The sequence below is a fragment of the Flavobacterium ginsenosidimutans genome (assembly GCF_037478105.1).
In the GTDB taxonomy this organism is placed as follows: domain Bacteria; phylum Bacteroidota; class Bacteroidia; order Flavobacteriales; family Flavobacteriaceae; genus Flavobacterium; species Flavobacterium ginsenosidimutans.
This window is the reverse complement of record NZ_CP147988.1, coordinates 3,435,186-3,456,687: the sequence shown is the minus strand read 5'-3', so window position 1 is coordinate 3,456,687 and position 21,502 is coordinate 3,435,186. Positions and strand designations below refer to the sequence as shown.

Genomic DNA, 21,502 nt, shown 5'->3' with positions numbered 1-21,502 from the left:
AAACTATTGCCATGTCAGCAAAACTTTCAACAATAACAACACAATACCGACGATTTACAAAAAATCAGGTACTTACAGAAGGAAACCTTAATGAGGTTGTAGATTTTTTTGACGACCAGGATCGCCTATCGCGCATTTACCTGAGTGGCGTTGGTATAGTTTGCGGACTTTATCCAAGTTATGATGAGGCTCAAAAAACCATTTCAATAACGCAGGGAACTGGTGTAACTACAGATGGTGATCTTTTTAAGTTATATCAGGCAGATGTATTGGGAAATAAAAAAATCGATTTTGATTCCAAAACCTATACGCACTGCAAAGTCTATGATAATACAAAAGCGGCTTATAAACCTTTTTTTTATGATGGATCAAACAAACAATTGCCTCTTTTTGAACTCTTAACCGAAGAACAGCAAAAAAAAGAAAAAGATCCTAATTTTCCTTTAACTCAATTTACAGCAAATACAGAATTTGATTTCAAAGAAGCTGTAATTCTTTTGTATCTGGAGTCTTATGAAAAAGAATCTGACCTTTGCGTAAGCCTTTCTTGTGACAATCAGGGATTAGAAATTGTCGGCAATTATAAAGTTTTAATTGTCAGCAAAGCCGTTGCCATACAAATAATGAATTATGACAGCATGATTGGTAAAGTCAATTTTGTTAATTTATACCATACATTACCAGATCTGAAATCGAACAGAATTGTACTAAAAAAAGAAGATTTCGCTCATCTTGAGGCTATAAAACAAACTTTTACAAAAGGAATTTTCAAAAACAATGCTGTTAAAAATTTACAGGAAGGTTACAGCCAGCTACTGACAGGCTTAAATATGCCAATTGTTTTAGATGCTATTCAAAAAAAAATAACCGAACTATTTAATTTTGAAGGAGATCCAGTACTTCCGTCAGATTTTCAATATCGATATGATCTGCTTAACGATCTTGTGGATACTTACAACGAAATCAGAGCACTTTTAGTCGACATAGAGGATAGTTATTGTTATCCTGATATTAATGCGTTTCCAAAACATTTAATGCTGGGCGAACTAATAAAAACGGAACCTTGTTTTGAATTTCGTCATGCCTTATACAAATCGCCTTTGCTTACAGGAGAAAGTCTTAACACTTGTAATGACTGCCTTGCAGAGGATACAGATTCTGAAGAAAAAGATATAACATCAGAAGAAATAAAAATATGCTATGGCGAAAACACAGCCAGACAAAGAATCTACAGTCTTATTCTGAGAAGTGCACAATTATTAGAAAACTACAACTCAGCATTTGATTTTATAAAAATCACGCCCTCTTTAGAAATGGGTAAATTGGGCAAAAAGGCCATTCCTTTTTACAACAACATAAACGATTCGCTTATTAAGTCTTGGGATTTTGATAAAACCATTTTAGGGTTAGAAAAAAACAATGTGAGTTACCATGATGACTTATTAAATACTAAAAATCCGCTCGAAATACATCTTGATAGTGATTTTTATAGAATTGAAGGTCATCAGGGGCGCAATTACAAAGAAGCACTTAAAGCTATACAGCAAATTAGGTTAGAAAATGGCTTAGGATTCAATATAATGATTCTAGCTGTAAACGCTAATGAACTGGATAAAACCATCCAGTATTTCACCAAATATTACCTTAACAAAAATCATGGCTACGAGCATAAAGCAGGTGTAATTCCCGGAGGAACTTTTATAATGATCTATCTGGAAGAAAAGGTGCCTTATTATAAAAACCGCAGATTATCTTTAACCGGTGACTTTGAAAAATTTACTGAAGGCATACCCATTTTAAACCCAATTGTTGCTGATTTTTCGATACCATATTTATGTTGTGACGAAAACAATATAGGGCTTAGTTTACCAGTAGATAAAATTTGTTTTGACAGCAAAACACCTCCTCTACCGTTTAAAGTCTCTCCTGTGGGAGGATTTGTAAAAGCTAATGTTAGATCTGATCAAAACGGAGGAATAAAAGTAAATGAATTTGGCGCTCTTGTTTTTGATCCAAACGCAGTCAGTAAAGAGCTGATTGGTCAGCCTATAACCTTTACAGTCAATAATTTTGATACGGACTGTAATATCACCATTTTTGAAAAACCAAAATTCGATTTTGTTGCAGTTCCTTCAAAACCTTCTGGAACTGACGAAACCGAAGTTACTTTTACCATAACTGGAGAAAATATTGAAGGCAATAAATATACTTGGGATTTTGGAGACAAAACCGATCCGGTAACAGATGATAAAACCGAAATAAAACACATCTACAATTATAATAGTGAATCGCAAAAGAAATTCACTTTTGATGTTATACTTTATGCAGACAATGGCAATTGCGACTTTAAAGTCACTCATCCTGTTAGTTTTGAAATTGAAGATCCAAAAGTGCTGGTAGATGGTAAATTAGTAAACGAAATATCCTTTTGCCGAAACGATAAACCTGTGTCGCTTACTCTGCAACCCGATGTAAAAGGGGTGGAAATTTTAGGAGAAGGAGTTCAAGTAACATTCGGAGAAAAATATATGTTTGCTCCAGGGGAGGTATCTAAAGATGTCAAAACCGTAACCATTTTTATAGACGACAAACCATCCAATCTTACCATTACACTTTTAGAGCTTCCTACTGCTAGTTTTAGCTTTAATATTGATGGAGCGGGAATTCTGACCTTAACCAACAATTCTTTAAATGCCAAAACATATACTTGGAAAATTGATAAGGAAATAATAGTAACAGATAAAAAAGATCCAATAACACGACAAACTTCGATGTATAATGAATCTTCTATTTCTGTTTTATTAACTGCTGAAGGCAACTGTGGTTCAGTAAATGATGGTCCAAGATTTATTGAGATTAGAAAACCCGTTGAAGTAAATACATGTCTTGACAATGCTGATTTATTTGTAAAAAACTCACTTGAAACGATTTCCAAATTAAAAGAAATTTCAATTTCTAATAAATTCAATAGAGAAACTAATCGCTTAATTTCTGAAACAGAAAACAGATTGGTTGAAGTTCAAAAAGACCTTGAGAGTTACATCAATGGTAAATCAAATGTTAAATTATCTGAATTATTCACACAGGAAAATTTCAATTTAATATCTGCAGTTGTTGCCGCCGCCATTAAACTGGAAAATCCAGATCTGATTGCTGCAGTACAAACACTTATATCGCTAAATACAACATTATTTTATACCATTTTGAGATGTCAGGATACAGAAATACTTAAAGCATCAGAAAAACAAATTATACCAATAGAATTACTTTTCACTAATTTATTTAAAAGTTTCGTCGAAATAAAATTCAACACAGATACTGACGGATCCTTGAAAAAGTTCTTATCCAGCATGCTAAAAGTATTTCCAAAAATCGATTTTATTATATCCTCTTTAAACGTACAAATAGAAGCTCTTACAGCCAGTGCAAAACTTAAATAAACATATTATCAATAAAGTTTTCCTTGAGATAAATACCAATTCTAAAGAAAAAGGATATTATCTCAAGGACAATATTGATGCTTTTTTGCAAAAGGAAGTGTTTGCGCTTTTAGAAAATTATTTTAATGAAGTAGATTCTAAAAATCCTTTATACAGCTTACAACTGGACAAACTCAACCTTGATATTTCTATAAATCAAAATTTAGATTTCGAAAATTTCAAAGAGCAAATCCTAAAAAAAATCACTAAACAAGTTGAAGAAGTTTTTGAAAAGGAAGATACAAATGTCGAAGGCTATAAACTTGTCAAACCGCAAGAAAAAGAAATAGAACGTTTTTTTTATTTTCTGGAAACAGGCACAAATACTTGGTGGATAACTTTAGATAATAACTTTAAAATATTTGAGGCTAAAACATTTATAAAAATATTAAACGATGAAACTTTTTCTTTTAAATGGATCAATGCAGTCCAAAAGCCAATAGTAAGAACACGATTTATCAAACAATTTAGTGACAGCCAAATTATAGCCATTATCAAAAAAGGAATATTGCTTAAAAAAAACAGCACCGACAGCAGTGCTAAAATAATCGGTATTGAAGCCATAAAAAAACACATTAAAGCTAGTATTTCAAAAAATCAATTGATTCCGAATCAAAGGTTTTTAATGTGGGAAATAGTCATCTTAAACCTTTTGGAGACAAGCGATACAATTATGAAACAAAAGCTTTTCAGATTGATTTGCAATGTATTTGAATTTCATAAAAAGAGCATCTTTTTAGAACACAAAGATTTTTTTCTAAAAGAAATTGAAAATCAGATAGAAAGCCAAAACGAACTGGAATTACTGGCTAATCTTGATGCAATTATTTCAGTTATCGAAAAAAAACTAAATCATGTTATTTCAAAAGAAAAAGAAATAGAAACTGTTCCAAACGATCAAGAGACGATAAAAACTGAAACAGAGGCAAAAAACGCAATAGAAATAAAAAATGAAGTGAGAGTTGAAAATGAGACAGAAATAAGAAATATAAAAGAATTAGAAAATCAGAAAGAAGTAAAAAACGAAACGAAAATAGAAACAGAAAGAATTCAAGAAAACAATGAAAATCCATTGCCCGACACGAATTTGATTTTGGTTAAAAGCAAAGATGCGACTATTAGCAACGATGATAAAAATATCAAAACCCTATCAAACCACTCAGAAGAAGAAACTCCAAATAATAACAAAGAAGTAATCGATAAAAAAGAGCCTTCTTTTAAAATAAAAGAAAAAGAACAAGAAATATTAGGTACAGATATTAGCGAATTATATCTCGACAATGCGGGTTTAGTATTGATTCATCCTTTTTTGAAATCTCTTTTTGAGAATTGCAAACTGCTCAATAAAGACAATACTATAAATAATCCTGAAGTTGCCGCACACCTATTGCATTATATAGCCACGGGAAAAGAACAGGATTATGAAAACGCTATGCTCTTCGAAAAGTTTTTATGCAATATTCCAATAGCAGAACCCATTGAAAGAAACATTGTGCTCTCTGAAGAAATGAAAAAAGAAGCTTCCACAATGCTACAAGCCGTGTTAAGCAATTGGGAGATAATGAAAACATCATCGGCAGAATTGCTTCAAAATGAATTCTTGCAGCGACCTGGAAAACTTAATAGTAATGGAGACGAAAGTCCTGTAATTACAATGGAGCGAAAAACACAAGATGTTTTATTAGATAAACTAAGCTGGAATTTAAGCATCGTAAAATTGGCGTGGAAAAAACGAATCATATATGTTAACTGGTAAAAATTAAAAGTATGAATGCTGATAACACTTCCTTTCTAGAATACGATAAAAAAAATATTCTTATAGAACAGCAAAAAGCACTTGGATTTGTATTCGATAATCTTGATTTGTCGAAAATCGCCTTTTGCGGAGGAGTAGCAGATTATTTGAACCTTCGTCAATACTATCAAATGCGCGTAAATGATTTGGATATATTGTATGAAAACGAAGAAGATTTAAATCCAATTAAGAATAAAGTTGACATAAAGAGATATACCTCTAAATTTTACAAAACCAGAAACGGAGAAACATTGGTTTATAAATTCAAAATTAATGGCAAGGAAATAAATGTAGATAATTTTCCAAATGATTTTTCGAGATTAACCCTTACGCAATCACCTCTTTTGGGCAAAATGGTATGGCATTCCTCATTTAATGAAATGAAAAAATATCACAACAGTGAGATACATCTAAAAACCTCAGAAATAGCAGGAGTAAATTACGAATGGAAACGATTATATAAACACAGCCGAAAAGCTTCTTTGTACAACAATGTGACTTTCTTAGAAGAGAAAAACTTAATTCATACTATTAAAAAGAACATTTTATGAGGGAAGAGCCTAGAATAATTTACAGCTTAGATGCATTCCCTGTTAGCAATAATCGATGGAATCAAGGCAATAAATTTAAAGAAACAATTTATTCGACTGCATTAAGTATACTATACAGCCATTTATGGTATCAGGATATCGAGCTTTATGCTGATGACACTGCGTATAAGTTTCTTTATATGCTTCCCATCAGAGTTACTGAAATTAGCAGCAATAAAGACACTGTCATTTGGATGAAATCAAAAATTGATGTTATCGAAAAACAAACAAAACCTTTTGTGCATCTTGACAATGATGTCTTTATAAAGAAAAAAATAAATTTTGATTTTGAGAAAGTGATTGTTGAACAAAATGATTACGAATTATATGGCATGTACCAATATCGTTTAGATTTTTTTAATCAATACACGCAAAATTTAGACTATTGGAAACCAGATTTGGGATATGCATATAATTGCGGAGTATTAGGTTTTAGAGACTTTAAACTTCGAGATCAGTTCTTAAAAGCTTTTTATGATTTAGAAGAAATCTTTATAAAAAATCATAATCCCAAAATAGCAAAAGTAGAACCTTGCATTGTTTTAGAACAATATAATCTTGCGGCATTATTGCATCATCATAATATTAAACCAACATTATTACTGTGGAAAAAAAACTTATTCGAAAATTTTCAGCTGGCAGATAGAATTGGTTATTCACACATTGTAGGTCAAAAGAAATACAGAATGGACATTGTTGAGGAAATAGAAAACAGGCTTTTTAAACTCTTTCCGTATTGGTACAAAGAAGTAAAGAATGCCTTAGAGAAAGAAGGAATCGCTTAAAACAAAACGATATGAAACAACGACACAAGATGATTTACAGCCTTGATGTGCTTCCCATAATACATAACAGATGGAATATGGGAGACAAACTAAAGGAAACGATCTACATGACCGCTCTAAGTGTATTATATAGCCATTTGTGGTATAATGACATTGAGCTTTATGTAGACGAAATAGGCTTTAAGTTCCTGTATATGCTTCCTTGTGCCGTTACCAAAGTGCAAAACGACAATAGAATTGAACTTTGGATGAAATCGAAAATTAATGCTATGGAACTACAAACAGAACCATTTGTTCACATCGACACCGACATATTCATTAAGAAAAAAATAGATTTCCTTTTTGATGATGTTATAGTAGAACGCAAAGAAGATACTTATGAAATCCATTATAAAAAACAAGTAGAGTTTTTTAATAAATACACCAAGAATCTGCCTTACTGGCATAGCAATTTGGGCTATTCTTATAACTGTGGCATATTTGGTTTTAATGATCTCAAGCTCCGAGATGAATTCATAAAAAGCTATTATGACTTGGAGAAAATATATATCGAAAACCAAGAAAACTTTACTGAATTAAAACAAGAAGGTTATGAAACCTGCATTTTAATAGAACAATATACTCTTGCATCGCTATTGAATTATAAAAACAATAATCCAACAATGCTTTTAAAAGGAGACAACATTACAGAGCATGGAAAACATGCCGATGCGATTGGGTATTCTCATTTTTTTGGAATGAAAAAATATAACAAATATGTTGTTGATGAAATTGAACTTCGGCTCTCTAAAATATTTCCGTATTGGTACAAGCAAATAAAAAATGCATTAGAGAAAGAAGGTGTTATCGCAAATAATCTGCAGTTTGTTTAGTGAAACAAATTAGTATTTCAAAATGGTAAAATACATAGATCATGAGAGAATTTGAACAAAAGAAAATAGCTAATCACTCCCCTTCTACTTTTTTTGGACCAAAAGTCCAAAAGAAACTAACTACGGGCGCTGTAGGAGATAAATATGAAGTAGAAGCCGATAATGTTGCTGATAAAGTAGTAAACAAACGTAAAACTGGAGGTTTACTGCAATCCAGAAGCGAAGAAGCTGTACAGCAAAAACCTATTGCAGAAACCGTTTCAACAGTTCAAAAACAAGACTTGGCACAAGAACAGCCTCTGCAAAAAAAGGGAGAAAAAGAAGAAGACAAAAAAGTTCAAAAGAAATCGGATAAGGAAGAGGACAAAAAAGTACAGAAAAAAGGAGAAAAAGAAGAAGACAAGAAAGTGCAAAAGAAATCGGATAAGGAAGAAGATAAAAAAGTACAGAAAAAGGGAGAAAAAGAAGAAGACAAAAAGGTACAAAAGAAATCAGATAAGGAAGAAGACAAAAAAGTACAGAAAAAATGTGCCAATTGCGAGAACGAAGACAAAAAGACTCAGAAAAAAGAAGAAAAATCAGTTCAAGCAAAACTAAAGGAATCGAACTCGGTAGATGAAAACGTCGAAAGTAATCTCAACAGCTCTAAAGGCGGTGGCAATGCCATGGATAAAAACACAAAGCGTGAAATGGAATCAGGTTTTGGAGCCGATTTTAGCAGTGTAAACATCCATACAGACAGTAAAGCTGTTAAAATGAGCGAAGAGCTAGGCGCACAAGCTTTTACGCATGGCAATGATGTCTATTTTAATAAAGGAAAATACAATCCAGACTCCAAAGAAGGCAAACATTTGCTGGCACATGAGCTCACGCATACGATTCAGCAAACTGGAGCCAAACAAAAGTCAGGAACAATACAAAAATCATCTGTAGAAAACCATTCTGAAGATTTACAAGCTGGAAACAATTTGAATAAAACTGATAGTAAAGTCAGACCAGAAACTACGGCAGCTCTGAACAACAAGTTACAAAAACAAAAGCAAAAAGAAAAAGGAAAAGGAAAAGGCGGTCGCGATTGTTGTTCAGGTGAATATGGATTACCTAAAGAGAATTTCCCTTTTAACATAGATGATTCTGTTATGACTGGGGCAACTTTTTGTGCAAAGGGCAATTTTAAAATATCCTCAACTGCAAAATGGGCTAAAAAGCATACTGAAAAACATTACCATATACGATTAACAGCTATACAGTTCGGAGAAATAAAAAAAACTACAAGAAGATATAATGTTGGCGAAACAGAAACACAATCATTTGAAGTAACAACCAAAGACTGTATCTACTTTAAAGTAGTGGTCGAAGTAATTAATCCTAAGAATAGCCCAAATTTGAAAGGAAGTTTTAGCGTAACTTATTAGAGAGAGATGCCGGCATTAAAGCAAATATCAAAATCAAATTCTCCGCACTCCGCGTCACATCATGACAAGGGGAAGGAATCTTTTTTTGGTGTTCAGGCAAAATTGAATATAGGAAAATCTAACGATAAATTTGAAGTAGAAGCCGATAGAGTCGCAGACCAAGTAGTAGCGAATAAACAAACGGCAAAAACAGACTCTTTCTTTTCGCCATCGCCAGTAATGCAAAAGAAACTGGCTCGCGATGTTCAAAAACAAGAAGAGAAAAATAAAGAAGTACAGCGAAAAACTGCTGCCCAAACCATAACACCTGTTGTACAGCTTAAAGAAGAATTAATCCAAAACAAACTCGATTCTAGAATACCAGAAAAACGAGAAATCAATCCAGCTTTTTCTTCAAAAACCTTAATTCAGCATAAGCTGGAAGAGAAAACTCAGAAAAAAGAAGAGACAGTTCCGAATAAAAAAGAAATCAAAAAACCTGAAACTGTTTCAAAAAGTACCCTATCAATCAAACCTTTAATTCAAAATAAAGGAGAAGAAGAAAACGTACAGCAGAAAAAAGAGGAAGAGAAACAAAACTCAGACGAAGAAAAAGCACTGCAAAAAAGTGCTGCTAGCGATGCCAATCCTAGCGATAACTCTAATATCGAGTCCAAGTTAAACAGCAGTAAAGGCGGTGGTTCTCCTCTATCTGGAAAAGTAAAAACCGAAATGGAATCTGGTATTGGAGCCGATTTCAGTAATGTGCGCATACATAATGACTCTAATGCTGTTCAAATGAATAAGCAATTGGGCGCGCAGGCTTTTGCTACTGGAAACAATATTTATTTTAACGAAGGAAAATACAATCCGAATTCCAAAGATGGCAAACATTTACTCGCCCACGAATTAACACATACTGTACAACAAGGAGCGGCGATTAGAAAAAAACCAGAACCAATCTCCCCTGCTCCCGAAATGATTCAGGGTTCATTACTATCCAGCCTGATTCCTGGTTATATCAAAAATAATGTCAGACATATTCCCGGTTATACACTGCTTACGGTCGTAGCAGGTTACGACCCTCTAAATGATGTAAATGTTGAGAGAAATGCTATCAATCTTATAGAAGGATTTATGGGACTAGTTCCTTTTGGGACCGCAATATTCGATAAATTACAAGAATATGGCATCATAGACCGTGTATTTAATTGGGTCAAAGGACGATTGAGCGAATTGGGCTTAACGTTGGATTCATTGCTTAAATTAGTAAAAGATGCCTGGGATGAATCCTCACTTACCACTTTTATCGATGTAGTTACTTCCAAATTTAATACAGTTGTTGCTAATGTCCGTACGTTTGCCACTTCTCTTGTCGATCAGGTTATTACCTGGATAAAAGAAGCCTTGATTGGTGTTGCTGAACCTCTATTGGCAGAAAACAAAGCATGGTCATTAATCAAAAAAATAATCAAATTCGATCCGTTACGCAATGTAGCTGTGAATTCAACAACGGTCGAAATATTAGAAGATTTCTTAATACTGATAGACAAGCAGACAGAGCTTGAACAAATGCGTGAAAAAGGCACGCTCAAAAAAACTGCCGACTGGCTTGATACTCAGGTTGGAACTTTCAATTCGTTGTTGGGCCTACTTCGCGGACTTATAACTGCAGCCTGGAATGCTATTCAACCTGCAAATCTGGCAAACATTGCTGATAATCTCTCTGCACTTGCCTCTCAGGCGGGAACATTCCTGCAAAAGGTTTGGGATTTTGCCTCAGGAGTAGCAAGAAAAGTATTAGAACTTGTTAAAGATTCACTTTTAGGATGGCTATCTTCTCAGGCCGCTACGGTAAGAGGTTATTCGCTTGTGAAAGTAATTATCGGAAAAGATCCTTTTACAAAAGAAGTTGTACCTCGCACAATTCCAAATCTAATACGAGGTTTTATGAGCCTCATGGATGGCGGAGAAGAACAATATAAACAAATGGTTGAATCTGGTGCAATAGCCAGAATCGCAGGCGAAGTTGAAGCTGCAGTAACAGCGCTCAACATGACGCCACAGTCTATAATTCAGCTCTTTACTGATATTTGGGATTCTATGACGATCAATGATCTTATTCATCCTTTAGATGCTTTCACGAGAATCATTGCTAAGTTTGGAGAACCTATTGGCCGACTAATCGCTTTTGTGGCAGAAATTGTCAGAATTGTAATTATTGCCATTCTCGAAATCATGAATTTCCCATTCGATCTCATCGGAAATATTATTACAAGAGCATTAGAAGCGATTGAAGACATCAAGAAAGATCCAATTGGCTTCTTAAAAAATATACTAAAAGCGCTTAAACAAGGATTCATACAGTTTTTTGACAATATTGTAACCCATTTAATAAACGGTGTAACCGGCTGGCTGATGAGCGAGCTCAAAGATGCCAATATTCCGGTACTTACTGATTTCTCTTTACGCGGAGTTATTACTTGGGTATTACAAGTGCTGAATATCTCGATGGAAAAAATCTGGGAAAAACTTGCCGCACATCCTAGAATTGGACCTGCAAGAGTTGCCAGAATCCGTAGTGTGATAAATACGCTTGAAGGGATCTGGACATTTATTAAAGACGTTCAAGAACGTGGTATGGCTGCTATTTGGGACAAAATACAAGAACAGCTTAGCAATTTATGGAATACCGTTCTCGATGCCGTGAAAAACTTTGTCATGGAACGTATTGTCAATAGAATTACAGCCAAACTTCTAAGTATGTTAGACCCGACTGGAATCATGGCAGTAATAAACGGTGCTATGGCATTTTTTAATGCGATACAAAGTTTTATCAAATACTTGCGAGAAATGCTCGAAGTTGTCAATTCATTTGTCAATGGTGTAGCAGATCTTGCTCGAGGCAATGTCGCCACAGCAGCCAATTATCTAGAAAGAACTATGGGACAAGCAATGCCTGTCGTGATTGGTTTCTTAGCAAATCAAGTTGGTTTAACTGGTATTGGCGCAAGAATTGGCGAAATGATTATTTCCGTACAACAAATGGTTGATGAGGCGCTGACTTGGTTAGTGAATAAAGCTGTTGACACGGGAATGAATATGCTGGACAGACTTATGGGAAGAAGTCAACCAGAAGCAGCAACACCTTCTGGAGCTGTGGCAGGAGCATTAGCAGAAATTGATACTGAAAGTGAAAAAGAAATCGACGAAGGAGAAATAACCCTAGAAGAAGCAGAAGGAATTAAAAATAAAGTTAATACAGATCATTCTTCTGTAATTAATATTTCCTCCGTTACCGATGGAGGAGAAAATTGGGATTTCAACTATATTCAAATGAATAAAAAAAGTGAACCAAAGAAACCTGCTCCAAAAACGGAGATTAAGCCTACCGTTATGGATCAAGGAAGACCAAAAAAAGTTGTTGCAAATCCATTAACAAAAAAACAACCTGATGGTGGAGCTGGAGAAAGTAGAGTAGATAGAACTGTTATGACAGGAAATAACTTTATAGATGCCTTTGTAGATAAAAATTCAGGTAATCAATCTGAAACAAAAGGCGTTCATATTTTATCTGCTGCTTTGTTTGGAAAAGCAACTAACGAAAATTTAGCTTTTGGTACACAATCTTTAAACACAAAAATGGCTAATGGCCCAGAGCAATTTGCAAAGAATAATAAATCAAAAACTTTAAAATATTCTATGACTGTTAATTATTATCAAAGTTCTAAAAATGATTCAACTTTTGCGTTACCATCCCCTAGTAATGCACAGTTAACTTTAGCACTTGGTTTTTATATAGCGCAATCTATAACTGCCAAAATTGATGAGATAGACGGAACTAAAACTAAATCAGTCTATTCGCAAATTTTAACAGGTAATTTTCCAAATATTGTAGGAACAGCGGCTACTCCACCAGAGCAATTAATAACAGATTTATTAAAAAGTAATAAAGTTTCAGGACAGTTTAGAGAAAATGGAAAAGTTTATAAAAAAACACGCTTTACAGGATATAGAGAAATAGCTAGAGAGCTTTCCAGAACAGATAGAGTAATAAGAGATGCAATCAATAATTTAACAGATGATGTAATTATTAAACCAGATAATAACTATTATGTAAGATGAAAAAGAAATATTCAGAAGAAGTAGAAAAATTATTCAAATTTGGAAAAACTAATTTGTCTAAGGATTGGCCAGATTATGCTCAAGTATTGAACATTGGAAAAAAAAATGCAGACGAGCTAATCGACATTGTAAAAACTCATAATTTAAGTCATGCAGTTTCAGGATTTAAAATAGAAGATTTTGCTCCGAGGCATGCATGGAGAGCTTTAGGTCAATTAAAAATTACAGAATCAGTCCCTGTTTTATTGGATGCATTACTTGACGAAAAAAATGAAGAGGCTTTTGAATTTCATTCTGAATTGCCAAAAGTTCTTGTACTGATGGGATTCGAAATAATTCCAGATTTAGAAAAATTTATTAAAAACCCAAAAATTGATTGGGATTTCAAAGTTATTATATTTAAGGTATTGGTTCAATTTGCTTTACAGAGTTCGAAATATAGAGATTACGTTGTAATCATTTTTAACGAATTATTTATTAAATATCACAAGGAACCCATTTTTATTTCAAGACTTTTAAATGAGTTATTTAAACTTGATCCCATTGAGTATGAAGTAATAAAAGAAATAATTAAAAAAGACCAATATGATTATGGCAGTATTGATAAGGAAAGTCTAATACATTTTATAAAACTATCTAAATTATATTAAAGAGAGTATCATTTTTTTCTTTTTCACTAATGCTAATTTATAACTCAAAAAACATCTAAAACACTAAAGTCATGCAAAAAACATTCTACCAAAAAGAGCTGCTTATTAAAGCAACACAACAAAGAAATGGAGCAAATAACAACAAGAAAGACGTCGAAAAAATTCAATCTTGGCTTAATTTATTTGCTATGCAGAATCCTGGTTCGGGAACGGCAACAGGTATTGATGGAGATTTTGGTCCTGGAACTGAAAAGGCTGTTTTGAATTATCAAAAATTCAATGGTTTGCCTCAAAACGGAAATGTAGATCAAAGCTTGTTTGATAAACTTGTATCGCCGCTCAAAAAAGCTTTTGAAAGTCCAATATCGGGAAGTAATCTGAGAGAATTAATTCTGAATGCAGCCAAAAATCATCTTAAAAATCAACCTCTGGAGCTTGTCATAAATAACCAAAGCAATACTGGTCCGTGGGTTCGAAGCTATATGGATGCACACGAAGGAACCGAATGGTTTTGGTGTATGGGGTTTGTTCAGGCTATTATTGATCAGGCGGCTTCTATTCAGGGAAAAAACTTTAAAACCCTAATGCCACTTACTTACAGCTGTGATACTGTGGGTACAACTGGTCTTCAGAAAAATATATTGACACGTTATCAAAAAGCCAGAACTAATTCAGATTTGATAAAACCAGGCGATATATTTCTTCTTCAAAAAACACCAAACGACTGGATTCATACTGGAATTGTAACTGCTGTTCATGCCGATACCATAGAAACGATTGAAGGCAACACTAATTCTGGCGGTTCTAATAACGGAAACGCTGTGATGGACAAAATCAGAAATTATAAACAGTCTAAACTTGATTTTTTCTCAATCGAATCTTTAGTATAGAAAATGGAAAATGTATTTACATATCTCAAAAACCAATTCGCATTTCAGCTTGATACTCTTTTTCAGGTCGAAAATCCAACGGAAAAACCTGTCTTGAATCAGCTTGATGCGAATGGTTTTATTGATGAATTTATTATCGAAAATAATCTCTCAGAAATTGATATTCTTATTTTGGTACTCGCTCTTGTCCCTCATGTGAAACCAGATTTTTTGAGTTCGATTATTGCGGAATATTTACCCAATGGCGGTGAACTGCCAGAATTTGGCGGAATGAAAACAAAAAATCATCGCGGAATTCTACCAACGGGCGAAACAGCTCAGTTTTTAATTGCGGGAAATGATCTCGAAAACCGAATTTCATTCTATAATTATCTGCACAATCAATCTTTTTTATATAAAAAGGGAATTGTCAAAGTAGAATCTGTTCCAAATGGCGAACCTAAATTGAGTGGTTTATTAATTTTAGAAGATGAATACATCGAAAAATTTATAACTGGAAAAATTCTAAAACCACAGCTGAGCAGTATTTTCCCTGCGCAATTAATAGAAACGGAATTAGATTGGGACGATTTGGTATTGAATTCCAATACTTTAAATCAGATAAAAGAAATAGAAACTTGGCTTAAATTCAACGATATTTTACTTCATGAATGGAATATGAAAGCCAAAATAAAACCCGGTTTTAGAGTTATGTTTTACGGCGCGCCAGGAACAGGAAAAACGCTTACGGCTTCACTTTTAGGAAAATATACTCAAAGAGATGTTTATAGAATTGACTTATCTATGGTGATTTCGAAATACATTGGCGAAACCGAAAAAAACCTTTCTTCTCTTTTTGACAAAGCAACAGACAAAGACTGGATTCTATTTTTTGATGAAGCTGATGCTGTTTTCGGAAAAAGAACCAATGTTAGAGATGCACACGATAAATATGCCAATCAGGAAGTTTCGTATTTGCTGCAGCGCATAGAAAATCATACTGGATTAGTGATTCTGGCCTCCAATTTTAAAACCAATATTGATGCTGCTTTTACCCGCAGATTTCAATCTATAATTGAGTTTGAAGTACCTTCTTATGGTGAACGTTTAAGATTGTGGCAAAATAATCTGCCAAAAGGAATCAAAATTGCTGAAGACGTAAACCTTCAAGAACTTTCAAAAAAATACGACATTACGGGCGCTAATATTGTCAATATCATTCAATATGCTTGCTTGAGAACCTTAGAAGATCAAAATAAAAGCATCAACCTAAATCATTTGCTTCAGGGAATTAAAAAAGAATATGCAAAAGAAGGAAAAATGATGTAGTTGTCATTCCATAGTAGTGTACTCTTTAGCCATAACTACTTTGCCATTGACTACTTTTTCATAATTATTCTTATAATGTGAAGTCGAATCGTCTTCGCTAAGGTCGATTCTGGTTATGATTTCAGAGTATTTTAAGGTGCCGTTTTTATTAAAATAATGCTTTTTTCTAATCTCATTATCAATAGTAAATGAACTTGTAGAGAGTATTCTATTAATGCTATCCTTTTCTTCTATCGCATTGTCTGACAGCTCTTCTGAAAATTCAAATGATTTTGTCTTTTTATTAAACACGAATATATTTATCATATCAGTCATTGCAGAACTTCCGCTGCTTGTGATCAGAAAATCTTTAAAACCATCAAAATTTAAGTCCTGAAAATGTTCATTAAAATAATCTTGTTCATTAAAATCATTTTCAGATTTAAAATAATCTGAATGCGTTAATAAAATTCGCTGTGTTTTATAATCTCTTAATTCTAATGTTGTTGCACCCGAAATAGAATCAATTTGTTTCCAGATACATTTTATATCATTGAGAAGAAAAGGCTGACTTATTTTTACAGGGATAATTATCTTAGTTTGAGAAACTTCTTTTCCAGAAACCCTATCTTTAAGGTCTTTTTTTACAGAAACATTATCTGTTGCATTTCTACAATTCGTTAAAAGTAGAATAATAAATATCGAAATAAGATTTTTCATTTATCTATCAAAACCAATTGTTCCCCTTTTTGGGACATATAACAATTTTAAATCTGAATAATATTGATCAAATTCATCTTTTGAAATTACTTCCACATTTAGCAACCATCTCAAATCATTTACCTGAGTTGCATAATCTAAATTTGGATCTAAACTTAAATATCGTTCACGCAAATAATTATCTCTCTCTAAAAACAAAGTTGTTATGAATTCGTCTACTAAATTTTTATTAGGGTGCTTTTTAAATAAAAGAAGCTGTCCGTTATTATAAGTTCTAATTTTCCATGAATTTTCATTCATAAAAAAATAAATAGTAAATAAAACAATAGCTATAAATGCAAAAGCAATCCAGGCATCGGGATCAGAATCTTTATCATTACGGAAATAAAAAGAAATTCCTGTTATTCCAAAAATAAAAAGTGAAAGTAGTAATATAATATTATTAGAAGTTTTATACGTCGTTTTCTCTTTTGACAAATTTTCAAAGGCAATCATTCCTTCACTTTCACCTCCTACATAAGATGTTTTATAATTCACTTTATTATCAAGAATATTATATTCTCTTTTTGTAAATAATCTTCTCTGCTTTATCGTCTGCATTTATTTTCTTTAAAAAATTAGGCCTTAAGCGTGCTAGATCGAGAATGCGAAAGACTTGAAATCAATTCTAAAGGTTCTACATAATGTGGATTTTTGCTGATCTTTCCATCCTTGATCACATAAGGATGTGTAAGCAATATATCTGTAAGTGTATTTTGGCTGAAACTGCTAATATCGTACATACAAATTAGTGAAACGGAATGTTGTGGAGTAAGAAGATTCAGTCTAGCTTCATACTCTAAAAGTTCATCAGTTCCTGGCAGGTTCTTAAGAGCCCAAACCATATCTCCGCAAGCTCTGACACTTTCATAACCAGCTCTTGAAGCCGATAATAAAGTCTGTTCGAGCATTTTGTACATTTTTTCGGCAGCAAACTCGCCATCCTTGATATAAGTGTTTTCAGAAGCTAGCACTTCCAATTGACCACTCGAAAGTTTTTCGGTAATAGAGATTCCATTATCAGCCAGACAGCGACAATGTTCACCATGACGACTTCCTTCAAGAATGTTGATTACTTTATCATTGGCTTCCAAACCCTCTAAAATATAGGGAATAATTACCTCATATTGCTGTTCTCTCGAATCGAAAAAACCGCAAATGTGCATTGGAGCCGATAATGATTCTCCGCATACCGAAAATGGAGTTTGTTTATTCATACATCAAATATACGCATTTAGTTTCTTCACACACTTGCTGTATAAAAAAATCAGGTTTCATCAACTTTTCTTTAAATAAACAATTTTGGTTTTTCCTATTTTTCCATTAAATGAAAATGGAGCTTGATCAAAATAGTCTAAAGAAACGGGAGAATTTAAATCAGTTATCAAAAACAAAAACTCCTTCTGCTTAGGAGTTTTTGTTTTTCATGAAAGGTTTTAAGAATCATATTTTTAATTCACAATTCACCATTTACAATTAATAATTATTTTAAGTCAATCTCGACCTTATCAATAATTCCAGTAAACTTAAATGGAGCTTTATAGGATTTTGCAACAGGAGATCCTGAATCTTCACCAATTCCGAAAGTATCGATTCCGAAACGAGCAGCGACGGTTTTATCAATTCGTCCTTCGCCAACTAATTTATCATTGATATAAAGTTTTCCTGTTCCGCCTTTTCCAGTTCCTCCTCCATCATAAGCAAAATCAAATCGTACGGTACTTTTTCCAATCGGAAGTGATTCTTTTGAAGTAATGACGTAACGAGCATCATCAAAATAATTATAATGATAAACCGGTTTTCCATTCTGTACATACAGTGCAAATCCAGCCGAACTTCCTCCAGAAGCTACAATAATACCGCTGTCTGATTTTGATTTCAGCTCAATTTCGGCTGTAATACTGTGTGATTTATTTTTAGTATTTGGGGAAGCTGTTTCTGCCAGTCTTGTTGCTCCTGCATAAAAAGTAAAGTGTTTGCGTTTAGGATCTGATGGAGTTGGTTTTGGCGAAATTAAACGACCTGTACCTCTGTCATCTAATGGATAAACATTATACTTTTTCGCTTCTTCATCAAAAATCGCTTGCAGTTCCTTAAGCTTTTCAGGATATTTTTTAGCCAAATCAACCGATTCGCTATAATCTTCATCAATATTATAAAGCTCCCATTTGTCTTTATCCCAGTTTCCTGGTGCAAAATCCTGTCTCCACGGGAAAGTATGCTGTGTCGCGGCAACCCAGCCATTATCATAAATTGCACGATTACTAAAAATTTCAAAATATTGTCTTGTTCTTACAGGTTTTGCATTTTTATCTGTAAAAGTGGACAAGAATGAAACTCCATCCATAGGTTTCTGTTCAACACCATCAACCGTTTTTGGCGCTGGCAAATGAGATGCATCTAAAACTGTTGGAAGCACATCGATCAAATGCACAAATTGGCTGCGCATACCGCCTTTATCTTTTATTACTTTTGGCCAGCTAACCACCATAGGATTTCGGCTTCCGCCAAAGTGAGAAGCGACTTGTTTCACCCATTGGAAAGGAGCATTTCCAGCCCAAGCCCAACCAACAGGATAATGCGGTTCTGTATTAGGACCTCCAATTTCATCAAGATGTTTTAAATTATCAGCCAAGGGAGTCGAAATTCCGCTTAATGCTTTTATTTCATTTACTGTTCCTTCCATTCCTCCTTCAGAACTTGCTCCATTATCTCCAACAATATAAAATATCAAAGTATTATCTGCATCTGGCAATTTACTGATGGCTTCTAAAAGTCGTCCTGTTTCATGATCGGCAAACGAAAGATATCCAGCATAGTTTTCCATCAAACGAGCAAAAAGCTTTTTCTGATCTGCTGAAAGCTTATCCCAAGGTGTAACCCAATCAGGTCGTGGAGTTAGTTTTGTTCCTTTTGGAATAATTCCCATTTTCAGCTGACGCTCGTAGGTTTCTTGTCTTACTACATCCCAGCCTTTATCAAACTGTCCTTTAAATTTATCACGCCATTCTTTTGGTGCATGATGGGGTGCGTGCGCTGCTCCAGGAGCAAAATACATCATTACTGGTTTTTGAGGCGCTACCGATTTACTATATTCCAACCAATTGATTGCTCTATCAGTCATATCAGTCATAAAATGGTAGCCTTGTTCTGGAGATTTGTCTGGCTCTACGGCTTTTGTATTTTCAAAAAGAACTGGATAATATTGATGAGTTTCTCCAGCATTAAATCCATAAAAGTAATCAAACCCTAAACCCGTAGGCCAGCGATCAAAAGGACCAGTAACAGACGTTTCCCAGTCTGGCGTATTATGATTTTTTCCAAACCAACTTGTACTGTATCCGTTTCCTTTTAAAATCCTACCTGATGTTGCGGTAGTTTTTGGAATCATACAGTTGTAACTCGGATATCCTGTTGCCCATTCGGCCAAAAAGCCAGAACCTGCATTGTGATGATTTCTTCCTGTTAACAAAGCAGCACGCGAAGGCCCGCAGATTGCCGTCGTATGAAATCGGTTATATTTTAAGCCGTTTGCAGCAAGTTTATCTAACTCTGGTGTAGGTACAGGTCCTCCGAAAGTGCTAACCTGCCCAAAACCAACATCATCTAAAAGAATAATAATTACGTTTGGCGCTCCTTGTGGAGGCGTAACCAGTTTGGGCCATTCTTCTTTTGAATCTTTGTATGTTTTTCCAATTTTTCCGCCAAATGGAGGTTCTGGAATTGGAAGTGTGGTTCGGTCTAGTTCTCCAGAATCTGTTTTTTCGGTTACAGTATTAGTTTTCTGAGATTGATTGCAGCTAAATAGAAATACAGCTAAAAATAAGAGCAGTTTTGGGCTAATAAACGGTTTCATATTACGAGATTTTGTTATTTGTAATAAATTTACAAACATGGGTTTTACAAAATCTTTTAATGATGTTGCAGATTATAATTTGCAACAAACTTTTAGTAAAATCTATAACTGTTTAATTGAAAAATCGTCAATATAAATTCACGTGAAATATTTTCTTCTCGTTTTTTAGAATATCTACTTCATTACCCTAACAAATTAGCAATAACCGATATTCTCCTTCATTTTCTACAGGTGCTCTATGAATACAAGGCAATACTTCTTGTTTTGGATGATCTACAGCCAATCGCCAAAGATGTCCTAAACCTAAATTAACAGGTTCTGCATCTGCATGTAGCTGATAGTGCAAATCAAAATAATTTTCCTTTAAAAAGTTTTCAAACTCCTCTTCTGCTCCATCGTGAAGCTCGTTTAGTTTTGCTCGGATTTCTGGAATTAGAATTTTTTGCTCTGCTTGCGAATTAGAAACAATATCACTTGCCGCTCCGTGATAGGTACATAAAAATGTATCGGTTGCAATGGGCGAACGATCAACATGAAACGAATACACATCAGTCGATATGAAATCAAATTCGTCATCACGTTCGTAACACTTCAATAAATTTAGAGATGGCGAAGCTCCAAAATCGGTTAATAATTGTAAATCATTTAAGATTATTTCTCTTGCTATATTTCCTTTTTCTGAGAGTTGGAGTGCGATTAAATCTTTAGAAGAGACTTCTGTTATATTTTCTTTTAGAGATAGCTTTTCTACGATTTCCTTAAAATCTCCATCCAAACTTCTGTGCCAGCATAGCGCATTTGTTTCTCCTTGGAAATTGGTATTAACAAGCTCGAAGAAAGTAGATACTACACCAATTTGGTTGTTGGCAGAAAATGTATTATTCATATAATATTTTAGAAGCTAGTTACTTCTTGCTTTACAAAATTATATAATAGTAGCCAGTTGGAATAAATTTATTACTATAAACTTTTGGAGCTACCAACTGTAAATAATTACAAATATCTACTTCTATCTTATTA

The 21,502-nt window shown here is 33.8% G+C and carries 15 protein-coding genes; 10 read left to right on the top strand and 5 right to left on the bottom strand.

All coding sequences use genetic code 11. The annotated features are described in order from the left end of the window. Positions 1 to 11 precede the first annotated feature (11 nt). From V6624_RS15105 to V6624_RS15060, 10 genes are all read left to right on the top strand, one after another. Positions 12 to 3,440, top strand: coding sequence for a hypothetical protein (locus V6624_RS15105; protein WP_338839147.1), 3,429 nt, complete (start codon positions 12 to 14; stop codon positions 3,438 to 3,440). After that, on the top strand, positions 3,424 to 5,235 hold the full coding sequence (locus V6624_RS15100; RefSeq protein ID WP_338839146.1) for a contractile injection system tape measure protein: 1,812 nt from the start codon (positions 3,424 to 3,426) through the stop codon (positions 5,233 to 5,235). The genes V6624_RS15105 and V6624_RS15100 overlap by 17 nt, the downstream gene beginning before the upstream one ends. Positions 5,236 to 5,246: 11 nt before the next feature. Continuing rightward, on the top strand, positions 5,247 to 5,825 hold the full coding sequence (locus tag V6624_RS15095) for a hypothetical protein (protein WP_111291210.1): 579 nt from the start codon (positions 5,247 to 5,249) through the stop codon (positions 5,823 to 5,825). Next, on the top strand, positions 5,822 to 6,649 hold the full coding sequence (locus V6624_RS15090; RefSeq protein ID WP_338839145.1) for a DUF6734 family protein: 828 nt from the start codon (positions 5,822 to 5,824) through the stop codon (positions 6,647 to 6,649). The genes V6624_RS15095 and V6624_RS15090 overlap by 4 nt, the downstream gene beginning before the upstream one ends. 11 nt (positions 6,650 to 6,660) lie before the next feature. Continuing rightward, positions 6,661 to 7,521 carry a DUF6734 family protein gene (locus V6624_RS15085; protein ID WP_338839144.1) on the top strand — a complete coding sequence of 287 codons (861 nt, stop codon included), beginning with the start codon at positions 6,661 to 6,663 and terminating at the stop codon, positions 7,519 to 7,521. Between the two features lie 41 nt (positions 7,522 to 7,562). Beyond that, the gene (locus V6624_RS15080; protein WP_338839143.1) at positions 7,563 to 8,936 is read left to right on the top strand and encodes a DUF4157 domain-containing protein; all 1,374 of its coding nucleotides are present in this window, start codon (positions 7,563 to 7,565) and stop codon (positions 8,934 to 8,936) included. A gap of 6 nt (positions 8,937 to 8,942) precedes the next feature. Continuing rightward, positions 8,943 to 13,040 (top strand): eCIS core domain-containing protein, encoded by a 4,098-nt coding sequence (locus V6624_RS15075; protein WP_239455772.1) that lies wholly within the window; start codon positions 8,943 to 8,945, stop codon positions 13,038 to 13,040. Then, a complete protein-coding gene (locus V6624_RS15070) occupies positions 13,037 to 13,690 on the top strand; it encodes a hypothetical protein (protein ID WP_111290765.1) in 654 nt (217 codons plus the stop codon). Before V6624_RS15075 ends, V6624_RS15070 begins: the two co-directional genes overlap by 4 nt. A 71-nt stretch (positions 13,691 to 13,761) precedes the next feature. After that, complete coding sequence (locus V6624_RS15065) at positions 13,762 to 14,580, top strand: peptidoglycan-binding protein (RefSeq protein WP_338839142.1); 819 nt, start codon at positions 13,762 to 13,764, stop codon at positions 14,578 to 14,580. Between the two features lie 3 nt (positions 14,581 to 14,583). Further along, complete coding sequence (locus V6624_RS15060) at positions 14,584 to 15,888, top strand: ATP-binding protein (protein WP_111290761.1); 1,305 nt, start codon at positions 14,584 to 14,586, stop codon at positions 15,886 to 15,888. 3 nt (positions 15,889 to 15,891) lie between these two features. Here V6624_RS15060 and V6624_RS15055 read toward each other — a convergent pair whose 3' ends face one another. The 5 genes from V6624_RS15055 to V6624_RS15035 form a co-directional block, all read right to left on the bottom strand. After that, positions 15,892 to 16,587 carry an XAC2610-related protein gene (locus V6624_RS15055; RefSeq protein WP_111290759.1) on the bottom strand — a complete coding sequence of 232 codons (696 nt, stop codon included), beginning with the start codon at positions 16,585 to 16,587 and terminating at the stop codon, positions 15,892 to 15,894. Beyond that, positions 16,588 to 17,187, bottom strand: coding sequence for a hypothetical protein (locus V6624_RS15050; protein WP_111290757.1), 600 nt, complete (start codon positions 17,185 to 17,187; stop codon positions 16,588 to 16,590). It abuts the gene before it with no gap. A gap of 17 nt (positions 17,188 to 17,204) precedes the next feature. Beyond that, a complete protein-coding gene (locus tag V6624_RS15045) occupies positions 17,205 to 17,843 on the bottom strand; it encodes an MEDS domain-containing protein (RefSeq protein ID WP_111290755.1) in 639 nt (212 codons plus the stop codon). Positions 17,844 to 18,109: 266 nt separating this feature from the next. After that, a complete protein-coding gene (locus V6624_RS15040) occupies positions 18,110 to 20,482 on the bottom strand; it encodes an arylsulfatase (protein WP_338839141.1) in 2,373 nt (790 codons plus the stop codon). A 187-nt stretch (positions 20,483 to 20,669) separates the two neighbouring features. After that, positions 20,670 to 21,368 carry a DUF1826 domain-containing protein gene (locus V6624_RS15035; RefSeq protein ID WP_111290754.1) on the bottom strand — a complete coding sequence of 233 codons (699 nt, stop codon included), beginning with the start codon at positions 21,366 to 21,368 and terminating at the stop codon, positions 20,670 to 20,672. Between the last annotated feature and the right edge of the window lie 134 nt (positions 21,369 to 21,502).